The sequence below is a fragment of the Methanobacterium veterum genome (genome assembly GCF_000745485.1).
GTDB classification, from domain to species: domain Archaea; phylum Methanobacteriota; class Methanobacteria; order Methanobacteriales; family Methanobacteriaceae; genus Methanobacterium_D; species Methanobacterium_D veterum.
Window position 1 is genome coordinate 351,861 of sequence record NZ_KN050693.1, and the last position, 14,794, is coordinate 366,654.

Genomic DNA, 14,794 nt, shown 5'->3' on the forward strand with positions numbered 1-14,794 from the left:
TTATTTTCTTTAAAGGCGTGTTTAGATTAGGGTTATTTTTAGTGCTATCACAGCAGTCACATGCTGTCACATTCTTGATGCAACGGCAAATAGGGTTTATTTTACCCTATAACCGTCTAATTATACTTGGTTTATGTGTTTAAATTATGCTGTCACATAATACCTGAGTGTCTATAAACTGATCTAAAATACTATAATTATTAATATTTATGATTTCGTTTATGATACCTTTAGTTTCTATTTCTGAGATAGTGTTAAAAATCTGTTCATCATTGGCAAGTGTCTTATTCTCTATATTATGACTTTCAAATACTTTAGTAATATCGGATAGTGTACTCTCTTTTCCTGTGACTGCTATTATATAATTATATATTAAAGTCTTTATATTAGGCATTTCGTCGAAAGGAGTAAAATCTGCCGTTGCATTTCGTTTGTGACTGCTTGTGACTGCTGTGACTGCTCTACTATTGGCAAGTTCTTCGCCTTTCTCTGTACGAAATACGTAAGCTTTGCCGTTGCTTGAGTTACCAACCTTTAAAATATCTACTAATTCCTGTGTTCTTAGTCCTAATTTCTCTGATTGTGTTTCATCGTTTGTTCTGCCATGTATCCAACTTTTAACAGTAGATGGAGATACTTTAATCTCTTTAGCTATTTCATTATATCCTAAACCGTCTTTAATTATGTTTGGATTCTTAGATAGTGTTTCATCGTCTGGTAATGTTGGTAAAAGCTCTAATATCCTTAACTGTTTGTCGTTTGCCTTATATTGCTGGTGATATTGATATTTATTCCATAAATCCTTAGTTAATTTAAAGTCTTCATAAGTACCTATTAATATTCCTTCGGTTGTAATATCTCTTGATTTCTGATTAAGGAAAGTTAATGCGTTTAGTGTATTTCTAAACATCTTAACATCTCTTTTACCCATTGTAGTAACATCTAAAAACTGTAAATATGGATTAAATACTTTAAATTCATTTACTGTTAGTAATTCAAATATTGCTTGGGCTATCTTCCTATATTTATCGTCTTTGGTTTCTGATTGTCCGAATCCTAACTTTAACATATTCTTTACTTGTTTACTATGCTCCTCACTTTCATCTGGATTTATACTCCTTAATCTACTATTTAATTCAATATCTACTAAGTCTTTAGCGTGTGTTAATATAACCATTACCTTTCCTTCTATTGTCAGAGTTACGGCTTTCTTATCTATTACTGTTCTATGTGAAACATCTCCAACGTTCTCTGGGTCTGTTGCTGTCTTCATTAAATTGATAATTTCACTATCCATTGAATCTTGGACTATTATATAGTTATAACGTTCATTCCAATCATCTTTATAGAATAAATACTTTGGAGATACTGTCTTTACTACTGTAAGATATTTATCTGGAATTATCTTAGATACTGTATTAGTTAATCGTGTCTTTCCAGATTCTGCACTACCTCCAACATCTATATGATTAATCTGACTATTTGAAATATGAGGCGTAAATATATCGGTTAAAATAATCTTTATTTCGTCTTTATCGCCTATATGGTTACTTTCTAAGTATTTCTGTAAGTATTCGGGTGCTTTACCGTTCTCATATATCTTTATAGCAATGTCTTTTACTTCATCGGTGTAATCATATAAAACATTATTATAGTTTATTGTTCCTGTTTCTGTTTGGAATATAACCCTTATTTGTCTGGATAACTCGAATACTTTATCTTCTGTTAATGTTGGGAACATTTCATTATAATTATTGGGCTTAATTGGACATATTGCGTCTTCATAATTCCTTATTAAATCGTCATGTTGGTCGCTTAATACATTTATAATATCTATAATATCGTCTATTTCGTAATTATCTAATAAGAAATTGTGTACTAAGTAATCAATTAAATTGTCTTTGTCTTTTGAGGCTTGGAAGTGTTCGTATATTATTGCTTTAAATTGTCTTAACTGTTGCTCTGTAATCATTTATAACACCTCTCCGTTTTCATGTAAAACTGAAATTCTATCAATGTTTAAAGAGTTTATTATAAATGTATGTTCCCCGTATTTCTGTTTACCTTCCTCTGAGTTCTCAAGTTTAATAATGTAGTTCTCTTTCATCTCTATTAGTCCTTTAATAACTACATTCTTATGTACTATGTGATTATTTAAATATACGTTTAATTCTATTTCATTATTCATTAAATCTTCTAAGAAATTCATTATATCCATCTCCTATGTATTTATTTAAACTTTTTCATGTAACTTTGTTAAAATTAAAAACGTTATTAACAGCGAATTGATGTTTTGAGGGTTTATATTAAATTTAAAAAAATTAAAAATGGTATAATCCTCACTATATGTTAGGATATTTAGTTGGTTACGGTTTGTACCTATGAAACCAAAAAAAAATAAAAAAAATAAAATTAGTACTGTTCTTCTGCTGGTCTTGTTTCTACCTGTAGATTCGATAATCTATCGCATTTTTCAGCTTCCAACAGAATTAATTTCTCATTATCAGGTATATCACATTCTAATATTCTATTTAATCTATAATCAAATCTTAAATCCTTTATCAAATTCTTCATATTTTCACTAACCATAATTTATACCTCCTCTAATTCAGATTTAATTCTACTAATTTCATCATTCACTAATGTATTTATTTCCTTTAAACCGTCTGCAATCTCATCAAAATCTTTTAAAATAGATTCAAACATAAAATAACCACTCCTTTATTAATCCATAAAAAAATAAATAGAATTTTATTCTTTTTTTTATCCTATTAAAAATCATAAAAAAAATAATCATATATACTAAAATTAAGACATAGCATTAAGCTTCTTAAACTTAGTATGTACGTTATTAGAACCGTCATCTACTTTAGGGAACGTTAAAATCTCCATATTAGACTTATAATCTATTGTTATCATCGCCTTATTGTTATATACCACAAAAGCCCTTACAGAGAACATTTGAAGCTTATCCCATAGTTCATCATTAAATCTTTTCAATTCATCAAGTGATCCCTTTCCAGATAACTTTTCAAGTTCTTCTTTTTCTGGAGTTATAATATATTTCATTTCGAGTCCTGATGACTTATAAAGTAAACTTTCAGGATTCTTTTTTAATTTAAGTTTGAATCTTTTGATTAAATAGTCCCTAATCTTTTCTAAATCTTTTTCAAATATTTCTTGACGTTCTTCATTTGTTAAAAGCATTATATCACCTCTTATAATCCAAGCTGTCGCATAGCAAGTTTGTAGTCGTATTTAGAACTGGTTCTAACTGTTTTAATATGTCCTTCATCGTCTTTAACTAGATATTCCTCATTAACTACTCCAGCTTTTTCTTCATCTGCAAACCAGTGTTTTCCATGCTCTTTAAAGACTACTCTATTATAATCTTCGTTTAATTCATCTATATCTTCTTTAATATTGTCTTCATTCTCTCTTGGTAGTTGTCCAGACTTTATAAGAGAATGTTTGATTTGTTTGTAGTTATAATCCTTAAATTCTATTTCTGCCATTTATATCGCTCCTTAAAATGATTTTGAAGGAATTTTATAATTTTCCTTCCCTTATAGCCTCTTTAAGCCCTGATAATCCCCTGTAACCTTCAGGAATCATTCTTCTGTATATAACACCTTCAGAACAATCTAATTTATAGCTTAGTTCAAAGATATTAAGGTTTAAATTTGTCTTTAACAGATCAACAATATCTGAAAAATTTACTTTATTTATTCTCATATTTACCACTCCATTTTGTTTATATGCTGTTTATTTTACTATATGCTCATAAAAAAATAATTTAATCACCTTATTTGGCGATTAAAGTTTTTTAAATTGGATAATAAAGGAGCATTATAAATTTTAATTTTGTTTAAATGAGAATTAGACAAGGAATATCAAAAAATAGGGTGAAATACGGTCTAATTCTCATTACAATGCATGAAAAGATAATTAAAAAACAGTTAAATGATGAAACTTTTTACTTTTAGGAAAATAACAAGATAAAAAAGTTATTCCCCCTTATATATAAACGTCGATCTAAAATTCGACTTAACTTGTCTACATATATAAAGGTTTGATTAAAATTTCCGTTTAGAAAAAATAAATTTTTACTTTTTACTTCTCCCTTATATATAAAGGTTTGATTAAAATTCGACTTAACTTTTTACTTCTCCTTACTCTAAAGGTTCGATTAAAATTTCCGTTTAGAAAAAATAAATTTTAAATTTTTACTTCTCCCTTATATATAAAGGTAGGATTAAAATTTCCGTTTAGAAAAAATAAATATTGGAGCTTAAAAAAGAAAATAATACTGTATTATGATGATATTGTAAAAAATAAGGAATGCCATATATAAAAGACAGTGTTTTAAAGTTCGTATGTGCCGACATTAGCCTTCAAACCTAAAAAAATAGTAGAATCTTGGTACGAGATGTTCAATAGGGGTATACTTGGGATTTTTTTGGTAGTCGTCTTACCTGTTATTCAGTTATGTTTTATGTTTAACTTCGCTTTTTTTATAAATTATATTTTTTATGAAGTTTAGGGATAATCTGAATTAGCTCTGTTAATCCTTTGTTTTCAGATTTAATGATTTTACTTTGTTTTCTAATATTTTTTAGAATTTATTGCGAACTTCTTTATAGAGTAGTTAAACGAAGTTAATGTTTATAACATAATATTTATGTAATTCATGCTTATTTATAGTTTATTGATGGGTTGCTCTATATTCTTTAGTGCTATTATCAATTAAAATATAACTCAATTAATTTAGTTGAATGGTTGAATTAAATAAATAGATAGTATCATTATCATGTTGTTTTAATTAATCGTATATGTAAGCATATTATAGGAGATACTTGGAATGTTGATAGTAAAGTCCATATAATCTTTCATTGAATATCATTCGTTTCATGCCGAACAATATATGAAGTGCTGAAAAAATAAGCTAACGTCTGTTCGGAGCAGAATCTAAGATTTTTTAGAGTTTAACAGAATCATTAATATTGCTTATACTACCTTATTTACATCATAATATCCTTTTATCAATCTATTTCTTTAATGGGTTATTATTTATTCCCTATTACCTCTTTTACTATTAATCGCATTTCTATTCATTATTTACCCTGTTAAGATAGAGTAACTACTTTTGAATCATTCATGAAACACTTATGTTTAATTTAATTAATGTTTCACTAAAAATAAACATACTTCCAGAAAATAGAATCAATTAAAATAACGAAAAGTCCAAAATAGATAAAGGGTTAATCTAAAAAACTAGACATGAAAAAATACAAATAAAGTAAGTTTTTAGGTCATAATTTTGAATTACAATATATATCAAAGATAGATGAAAAAAACGTTTTGTTGTGTATATGTATGTAAAGATTGTGGTTTAATGTCATTTGGAGTGATTTAATCTCTTTGAATGATTATTCTTTTAATTATTTAGAAGATTTATTTTAATCTAATTTAGCATTTATTAATTTATTTTTAATTTCATTTATCGTATCTAAGCCTGATACTTTGTGTTTATAGATTAGACTAGGCTTATCAATTTCATTAATTGAATCAAGTAAAATATCTCTGTGATCTGTACTTACTGAAGCTGTTTTTAATAAACAATTTTCTAGCACAGTACTATACTCATTTACTATTTTATCTCTACATAAAACTAAATCAAAATAAAGATGAAAAACATTCTCAAGTAAATATACTTTGAATTTTCTGGGAATTTTATTTGGTTTTAGAATATACTGAATACAATAACATAAACAAATTATACTACTTTTAATGATATTTTCATTTTCATAATCTTTACAATCAGTACTTCTTAACTTTTGGGGAACTATATTATCATTTTTAACTAATCGAATCCAACTTATTAAGTTGCCTAATATTTCATTAAGAAGGAATGAATATACATTAGGGAATTCATAATTAACTGTACGAAGATCGCTTATTTCGTAATTTCTAACGATTTTCTCAACAAAAGAATCATAATAATACAGCCACATATGCCATTTAACATCTTGATAAATGGATTCTCTAATCATTATATCAAAAAAATGCACTGCCATAAACAAGGGGTCATTAAGCCTTTCTGGATCATCAATAAGTTTACTATTATAATCATTATATTCATCATAAGGTTTTTTATGCTGTTTATCTAATAATTCATCGGTTAAATCACCTATGGGTTTGTAAACATTGGCTTCATCTGCTTTATTAATATTATAAAGAACTTGATGCATAATTTTATTATTTTTAGAAATTTCATACCTTTCATAACCTGAAGTAGTATTTCTAATTTCTCTATATAATATACTGTTTCGATCCTTCATTAGCTCTCTAAAGTATAAATTAGCATAGTCCTCTCGAAAAGATGAATCTAAATGTTCATCTATAACGATATTAAGCCCAAAATAAGGATTATATTTAACAACTTTTTCTATATAATCATAATCTAATAATCTAGATTTTATGTTTTCCTGAAGGTTGTTATCACCTTTAAAATATTTTATTTTATAGATAATACTAATTTTATCCTCTAAATACTCGTAAATATCTTCATAGGTACTTTTTTCCCATAAATAACCAAATCTGCTCTTTAAATTATCATAAAAAGGAATATTATTCTCTTTATCATTATTTATTTGGGCTTCCCTATTTTCCATTTGTTCTAATAATCGTCTTATTTCCTTTGTACGTTTGCTATATTTAATTTTTTTCTTAAATTCCATTACATTCTTATAATTATCATCTATTAATGAAAATACTGTATTGTATTCCCCTTTATAGAATAATTCATCTAATTTATCAATAAAATACTTTTTATTATTGATACGTATTTTTTTAGTGAAAAATTTAACAAAAAATATTAAAAATATAAATATAACAGATGTTATGTTAATTAAATCAACTAAAAATGTATAATTAAAAGGTTCTCGGATTAAATTGTTTATTAGAATATTGTTAGTGGATATTGGTTGATTTATTAGTTGATTAAGAGTTATCACACTATTTATTGTGTTATTTTGCAAATATGAACTAAATATTAATAATGATAGCATAACCAACGCAAGTAGGGATAACATAAATAAATCAAGTTTTCCAAGACTATAACCTACTCTTAATTTTTTATAATTAGGTAAAATAGTATATATTCCAATTATAGCTCCCAATACTGTAAGAGGTAAAAAACTTTCCATTTTGACCACATAATATTAATTCATTTACGGAATACTGTAAAAACCGTAAATTAAGGATATACATATACATATAACTCCAATCATTGAAAAAAACAATGAATAATTAATAAATTTACCTCTCCTATCTAAAAGTTTTCTAATCTTTTCAGAATCATTTGAAATATTGGAACACAATTGGTCTAAAACTGTTTGGCGTGATTCAATGTAATATTCAGTATGTAATGTTTTAACATCTATTGAACCGAATTTTATTACATGATATGCGTAAATGGAACAAATTATTGAAAAAATAATAAATAAGTATGAAATTGTTATACAACTTAAAAAAATTTGTAAATCATTCAGATGTTGAGAATTAATAAACTGAACAACTGATAAACTAAATAAAGAAAGTAATGTTCCATTAAAAGCTATAATTCCAATTGCTTTATTGTTTAATCCATTATGGGAATTCAATATTAAATTATATTGACGGACAGATTCATTATAGATAACTTCAATAGTTGCTTCATTAGGTTTATTATCCATTTTATCAACTATCCACATCTATTTTTTATTCGTTTTCTTTTTCTTCTAAACGTTTTTCTAAGCTATTTAATATCATAACTCTTATATTAGCGTCAGGTTCTGGGGGTTTAGGTTTAGCTTGAGTGTTTGAAGGTTTAGAATCTTCTTGATTATCCTGTTCTGAAATTTTATCACCTTCTTCATGTTATTTTAAACTATATTTTTAATATAAATAAATTTAACCAATAAAATTTATTAAAAACGTGCAATTTGTATCCAAATAACATAAAACCTCTTATTTTAGTATTATTACATATTTAAATATTGTTGGAAATATTTTAATCATCTTAATTATTTAAAAGTTACTAAATATTCACTTTTTAACATTTCTCTTGATTTTGTCGTGTATTTTCTATTTTTTGAGTTTAGAAAACCTTATTAGGACACCTATTATATACATGGACATTATATTTTATGGGTTTTGAGTTAGAGCATTTGAAAAGTAATTAAAGTTTTAAAAAAAATAATTTGATTTTTTATAGATAAACATTTATAGAATTTTATTCAAGTAAATAATGAACAAAAGTTGGTAGGTTATCTCTATTCGTGAATTCAAAAAAGTGGATATTATCATAGTTGTAAATAGTATTATTTTTAAGTAAAAGTGGTGTCTAAAGTAAAGTTTTAGGGTTGCCAAGTATTTATTGGATGAAACAGATACTATTTATAATTATATTATATTCAAAATTACTGTATTTTATACTAATTTTAATTAATATTACTTGAAGGCGATTTTCATGCTGAATGATTTACAAAAGGAAATTATAAAACTTAAAGAAGAGAAAAATGCAATAATATTAGCTCACAATTATCAGACAGGAGATATACAGGAAATTGCAGACTTTATGGGGGATTCGCTTGAACTCTGCATAAAAGCATCAGAGATTGAAGGAAAAGACCTTGTGGTATTCTGCGGTGTTGATTTCATGGCAGAAACAGCAGCTATACTTAACCCTGATAAAAAAATAGTAATTCCTGACCCTCAGGCAGAATGTCCAATGGCACACATGCTTCCTGCAGATGAAATAATAAAAGCAAAGAAAAGACATCCGGGGGCAGCAGTAGTTTTATACGTTAACACACTTGCAGAAGCAAAAGCAGAAGCAGACATACTTTGCACATCATCAAACGCAGTTAAAATCGTAAACAGCCTTGATGAAGATACAGTACTCTTCGGACCAGATATGAACCTCGCATGGTATACTTCCCAGCAAACTGACAAGGAAATAATTACCATACCTGAAGGAGGCCACTGCTACGTCCATAAGATGTTTACTACTGGGGATATCTTCTTTTCAAGGGAAAAATATCCAGATGCAGATATATTAGTGCATCCAGAATGCGACCCTGAAATTCAGAAATTTGCAGATTATGTTTTAAGCACAGGTGGTATGCTTAAGCACGTTGCAGAGTCTCCAAAGAAAACATTTATCATTGGTACTGAAGTGGACCTTGTAACCCGTTTGAAGCGGGAAAATCCCGACAAAACAGTCATTCCAGCTTTATCTGAAGCTATATGTAAAACTATGAAACTCCACACCCTTGAAAAGGTTAAAAATGCCCTTTTAAATGAGGAATATATAGTAACTGTTGATGATGAAACAGCAGATAATGCAAGGAGTGCAGTTGAACGGATGATTGAAGTATCTAAACGTTAAATTCCACCTTTTTATTTAAAATTTATTTTTTTAGATTATGTGATTATATTCTTTTTTTAATTAGTTTTCACATGCTCTTAGGATAATTCTTTATTATTTAAATCTAAATATGATTATTTGAAACTTAATTTTAAATGTGAGATAAAATGCATGCAAAAAGGGGAGTAGCAAACCTCCCATTACATGGAGGGCACGCGCCAAGATGGCTGTTTGACAGAATGGTTAAGCTAGCCGGAGGCATAACGGATGTAATTTTGTATGAATACGGTGCAGACGAGTTTTTAAGGAGGATATCAGATCCACACTGGTTTCAGGCGTTTTCATGCGTAATTGGATTTGACTGGCACTCCTCAGGAACTACAACTACAACCTGCGGTGCGTTAAAGCTTGCGCTTGACCCCCAGGAGCATGGAATCATGATTGCAGGGGGTAAAGGTAAAAATTCAAGAAAAGCACCGTTAGATATCGAAACGGCAGCTGATTTTTTCTCATTATCTTCAAAGAAAATCGATGAACTTAAATATTCAAGCCGTATTTCTGCAAAAATAGATAATTCATGCATTCAAGACGGCTATGACCTGTACCACCATTCATTCTTTTTTACAGAAGACGGCAACTGGGCAGTTGTACAGCAAGGACTGAACAATAAAAATAATTATGCCCGAAGATACCACTGGCTTTCTGAATCTATTGATAAGGTTATAGAAGAACCGCATAATGCCATCTGCTGTGATGAGTCTAAATCAGATACTTTAAACATGACCTCCGATCAAAGTGGTGATGCAAGAGATATAAGCGTGGATTTAATTTGTGATAATCCGGATCATTTAAGGCCTTACTTTAGAAAAAAATCCCAGACACTTCTCACTGACTTTTTTGACGTGCCAGTACATTCAGATAAGTCTAAAAATTATAAAGAAATGAAAATGCCGAGGCACCACCCAGTACTTGATATGGATATTAGTGATCGAGAATTTGAAGTCTTAAAAAATGCATACGAGCTTCAGCCTCAAAATTACGAAGAACTTATAACACTTGAAGGGATAGGGCCTAAGAAAATAAGGGCTTTAGCATTGATCTCTGATCTGGTCTATGGAACCGAGCCAAGCTGGAGAGATCCTGTAAAATACAGCTTCACCCATGGTGGAAAGGACGGTTTTCCTTATCCTGTTGACAGGGAAGTTTACGATCACTCTATTTACACATTAAAAGACGCTTTAGATGAAGCTAAATTGGATAAAAAAGATAAGTACAATGCGATTAAAAGATTGGAATCTTTTATCAAATGTTAAATTTATTGATTTTTAGTTTAATACCTAAAATTGAACTTAATTTCTAAGAATGTTCTTTTAAAAGAATATTTTTAATTATTATCTGCAAAATAAGAGTAAAAAGCCAGGGCAGACAAGTTTAATTGAGGTTTTAAACATTGATTGGAATAATAGTGCCCTGACTCATAGGATGTTATCTTGATCTAGATATTTAAACTTTTAGTTCTAATATTTATATGGTTTTTAATGGATTCTAGATCGTGTTTTTGGCTTAAGGAAAGGTTTGTATATGAATAAGAGATAAATAAATTAATAATGAACTTATTGAAACTTTATTAGCTTTGTAAAATAAAGAATTGATATGCTAGTATCAAACTAAATTTTTATGTCTTCAAAATTGAAAATTTTTGACCACTAATTTTATAAATTTATGCGCTGTTAAAAATCAAAAAGATTTTTAACGTTTCGAAAATTTATAGTTTTCATCAACTATCAGAAATTCATAGAATTTTTGTTGAAAAAATTAAAACTAATGAAAAATCGAAGATTTTTTGTGGCGTGCAAAAATTTAAATTTTGACAGATTTTTTCAACTGTCAAAATATATATTTTGACGCGGCAAAAATAAATTTTTGCAAACTTCGTCATATCAACGTTTAACGAAGTAAATTAATATGGAATCCTTCAAAATTAATGAACTAAAATCTTTAAAGATCCTGAAAAATATATTGTTACAGCTATATGTGGTCATTAATTTACACTGATTTTTAAAAATTACTAATTTCTATTTTAAAAATATTAATTTCGCCTACTGAAATTTAATAATTTGGAATTTAAACATTCTTTTAAAATTATAATGCTCCTATCTTAAAGATTATTTAGATAGTTCAAAACAATATCGAAAAATTTTAATTACTCTTTTCTATATTAATGTAGTATGGAGAAAATAGTACTTGGTCTCCCAAAAGGGAGCTTGAATAATGTAAACAGAGGTAACACTTACCAGTTATTTGTTGATGCAGGTTATGAAGTTAAAGGATATGAACCAGGTAAGGAAGAAAACGAAATAGTGATAGCAAACGATCCTGAAATTAAAGCATTCCTTTCAAGGCCTCAAAGCTCCCCTGTGGAGCTTAACAGGGGAATTCTTGACATTGCAATTGTTGGTGAGGATTGGGTAAGAGAAGAATCTGTAGAAAGCGGAGAAAACTTAATAACAAGAATCGGCGACCTTGATTACGGACAAACAAGGCTTATTGTGGCCATACCAAATGAGGCACCTTACAACTCACTTACTGAGTTTTTCAGGGCAAATAAAGATAGAAAAACACCAATACTGTGCTTTACAGAGTACCCTAACTTAACAAGGCAGCACATCATGAACAATGATGGGTACAAAGAGATATTCGGCGACAGTAAACCATTCGTTCAGGTGAGAGGTCTCAGGGACGGAGATAATAAACAGGTTCAGATCATCAATTCTGATGGTGCGACTGAGGTTTATATAGCAAAAGGCGCTGATTTAATTGTGGATAACACTCAAACTGGAAGCAGTCTTAGAAAAGCAGGACTTAAAATCCTGGAGACAATAATGGAATCAAGTGCAGGGCTATATGCAGGGCCTAGCTGCTCCGGTAAAAAGGCAGAAAAAGCTCAAATGATGTTTGAACAGCTTTTAGGAGCAATTACAGCTAGAAAATACTTCGATGTGAAATTTAACATATCTACTGAAAAACTGGAAGAAGTTAAAGGATTTTTACTGTCAAAGGGTTTCTGCTCTGACGAGCCTACAGCTGTAAAAGGGGCCAGCTTTTCTCAGGTGAATGTTTTAATTCCTAAAACTAAATTCCCTGCAATGCTCAGGGGAATAAAAAGCTACGGTGCTTCTGCTGTTGTACGTGAAAACGTCAAACAGTATGTTAAATAATTTTTTTATAATTTAATTATTTATTTTTGGATCTTCGTTGATTCATTAATTTTTATTAGCTTAACATGTATTTTTTAGTTTTTCTTTTTTATAATATCTAATCTACTTTGGCCATGGGGGTTATATACAAAGTTATAATAATAATAAAAACAATATTATTATTTTAAAAAAATAGTGGAATTAACATGGAAAAAATAGGTTTAATAGGTAAATTTAAAATACTTGCAAGACCTACTGGAAGTCCTAAGTGGGGGCATGCTGTTAGGGCTATTATTTTAATGATTTTGGCAGGTTTAATAGCTCATTTTTTGGGCTTTGATAAAGGAATTGGGGTTATAATGTTTGTAACTCTTTTAGCCAGTATAATAATTGATATTTCTCTCCCTATTCGTAAAGTAGTTATTTTAGCAATTTTGGGCCTTTTTATGACAGTTTTAGCTTTTTTAAGTGCTTATTTGGCATTATCAAGTCTTGAAATATTTATTTTCTTTACAGTTATATGGGCATTTTTCACCACTTCTCTCTATATTTTTGGGGCCACTGAAGGTTCTTTGGGATTTACATTCTTTTTAATTTATTTTGTAGCAGTTTTAATGGTTAATACAGGTTCAACTCCGGTAGAATGGTGTATTTACAGTGTATTACCTTACCTGGTAGTTTCTATATTATTTATTCCTAAAATATGGCTTGAAAAGAGAAAAATAAGCGAGATGGTGACTGTTGGATTTAATCCCCAGTCCTCAATTCAAAGTGTTTTCCTTACATTAAAGATCCTCTCTGGAGTTTCCTTAAAATCTAATTATTATGATATTTTTAAGCTCGGAAGTTATTTGAAGGGTCTAAGGACGTACAGTGATTTAATTGCTTCAAGATTACCTTCAAAATCTAAGGAATGCTTTAATAACTTTTTAGCGGCTGCAGATAAGTCCTCTTTAAAGGTTTCAAATAATTTTAAAAGTAACGGTAACATGGTGAATCTAAAAGAGATGGATGATGCCCTTTTGGAGGTTGAATCCTGCTTTTTAGGAAGTAATAATGTGATTTTTGAACTTTCTCAGGGTATAAGGGATATATTAGATAAAAGCAATAAGCTGCTTTCTGTAACTTCAAAAAAAGATGTAAAAAAAATAGAAAGTTCTAAAATATCTTTTAAGGAAGTTTTAGAAGCTAACTTCAATATAAATAACATTTATATCCGCCATGCCATTCGTTTTACACTTGCAATGACAATTGCACTTATTTTAGTTTATTTTAATCATGAAAGAAGCGTGATATGGGTTACAATGGGGATTTTAATTATTTTAAAACCAGATATTACCAGCACAGTTAATAACTTAATTTCAAGGGTAGGAGTTAATTTGTTTGCTATAATTATAGCCATAATCCTTTCATTCATATTTCCTCATTATGTTTTGATCTTCCTGGCTTTTATAATGCTTTTTTTCTTCAGGGCATTTTTCCCAGGCTATATGGCCCTTTCTATAATGGCCATTACAGTTTTCATTGTTCTGGTGTGGCCCACAGGAACTGTATTTGAAAATGCAATTGCAAGACTTGTTGACATTTCTATAGGTGGAATTATAGCTTTTATATTTGCATATGTGATTTTACCAAGCAGAGTCACAGTTAACCTTCCGGATCAGCTGATTAAAACTATTAAAGCCAATATAACTTGTGCTAATCAGGTTTTAGCTATTTCAAAAAATTATGATTCTAATATAGTAAAATGCTTTAAAAAGTATATTGGAGAAGACAATAATCTTGAGGCAGGAATAAAGAAATTGGAAGATACTTTTGAGGATATAAATGATGATCTTGAGCTGTATAATGGGCTGATGATTTTAAATAGAAAAGTAGCTGCTGATTTAACAGCTGCATCTGCAATACTTTCTAAGGATCCTGAAAAATTACAGCAGGATAGTGATATACATGTCAATAAACTTAAGGATATACTTCATAAATTTGAAGTTTCATTAAATGGGAATATTGGGCAATTAAAGCTGAATCCAGATGTTCTTAAAATGGATCATTCGTATGATCCTCAAAATAGCGAATTGGAACAGCTTTTAAACTGGATAACGGCTGATATTCAACTGATTATTAAAGGTATGGAAATAGCTGTTGAAACAGGGGCGCTGTCAAGATATACCAAGTTAGATTAATG

At 29.0% G+C, this 14,794-nt stretch carries 12 protein-coding genes; 4 read left to right on the forward strand and 8 right to left on the reverse strand.

Translation table 11 applies throughout. The features are described 5' to 3' along the window. Positions 1-139: 139 nt before the first annotated feature. The 8 genes from EJ01_RS11905 to EJ01_RS17710 form a co-directional block, all read right to left on the reverse strand. Positions 140-1,972, reverse strand: coding sequence for an RNA polymerase sigma factor sigma-70 region 4 domain-containing protein (locus EJ01_RS11905; RefSeq protein ID WP_048080928.1), 1,833 nt, complete (start codon positions 1,970-1,972; stop codon positions 140-142). Further along, positions 1,973-2,209, reverse strand: coding sequence for a hypothetical protein (locus tag EJ01_RS11910; RefSeq protein WP_048080927.1), 237 nt, complete (start codon positions 2,207-2,209; stop codon positions 1,973-1,975). 203 nt (positions 2,210-2,412) lie between these two features. Further along, positions 2,413-2,574, reverse strand: coding sequence for a hypothetical protein (locus tag EJ01_RS17345; protein ID WP_157197554.1), 162 nt, complete (start codon positions 2,572-2,574; stop codon positions 2,413-2,415). A 234-nt stretch (positions 2,575-2,808) separates the two neighbouring features. Continuing rightward, positions 2,809-3,207 carry a hypothetical protein gene (locus EJ01_RS11915; protein ID WP_048080926.1) on the reverse strand — a complete coding sequence of 133 codons (399 nt, stop codon included), beginning with the start codon at positions 3,205-3,207 and terminating at the stop codon, positions 2,809-2,811. Positions 3,208-3,218: 11 nt separating this feature from the next. Continuing rightward, on the reverse strand, positions 3,219-3,515 hold the full coding sequence (locus tag EJ01_RS11920) for a hypothetical protein (RefSeq protein WP_048080925.1): 297 nt from the start codon (positions 3,513-3,515) through the stop codon (positions 3,219-3,221). Between the two features lie 34 nt (positions 3,516-3,549). After that, positions 3,550-3,735: a hypothetical protein gene (locus EJ01_RS11925; protein ID WP_048080924.1), complete on the reverse strand. Its 186-nt coding sequence runs from the start codon at positions 3,733-3,735 to the stop codon at positions 3,550-3,552. A 1,724-nt stretch (positions 3,736-5,459) separates the two neighbouring features. Further along, positions 5,460-7,208 carry a hypothetical protein gene (locus EJ01_RS11930; protein WP_048080923.1) on the reverse strand — a complete coding sequence of 583 codons (1,749 nt, stop codon included), beginning with the start codon at positions 7,206-7,208 and terminating at the stop codon, positions 5,460-5,462. Positions 7,209-7,232: 24 nt separating this feature from the next. Continuing rightward, a complete protein-coding gene (locus tag EJ01_RS17710) occupies positions 7,233-7,736 on the reverse strand; it encodes a hypothetical protein (protein ID WP_048080922.1) in 504 nt (167 codons plus the stop codon). Between the two features lie 776 nt (positions 7,737-8,512). On the opposite strand from EJ01_RS17710, the gene nadA reads away from it, so the two are divergent. The 4 genes from nadA to EJ01_RS11955 all read left to right on the forward strand — a co-directional run bounded on the left by nadA (position 8,513) and on the right by EJ01_RS11955 (position 14,792). Next, positions 8,513-9,433, forward strand: a complete 921-nt coding sequence (gene nadA, locus EJ01_RS11940; RefSeq protein WP_211251415.1) for a quinolinate synthase — start codon at positions 8,513-8,515, stop codon at positions 9,431-9,433. A gap of 146 nt (positions 9,434-9,579) precedes the next feature. Then, a complete protein-coding gene (locus EJ01_RS11945; protein WP_048080921.1) occupies positions 9,580-10,725 on the forward strand; it encodes a DUF763 domain-containing protein in 1,146 nt (381 codons plus the stop codon). 915 nt (positions 10,726-11,640) lie between these two features. After that, entirely contained in the window at positions 11,641-12,630 is a 990-nt protein-coding gene (gene hisG, locus EJ01_RS11950; RefSeq protein ID WP_048080920.1) for an ATP phosphoribosyltransferase, read from the forward strand. 185 nt (positions 12,631-12,815) lie between these two features. Next, the gene (locus EJ01_RS11955; RefSeq protein WP_048080919.1) at positions 12,816-14,792 is read left to right on the forward strand and encodes an FUSC family protein; all 1,977 of its coding nucleotides are present in this window, start codon (positions 12,816-12,818) and stop codon (positions 14,790-14,792) included. Positions 14,793-14,794 lie beyond the last annotated feature (2 nt).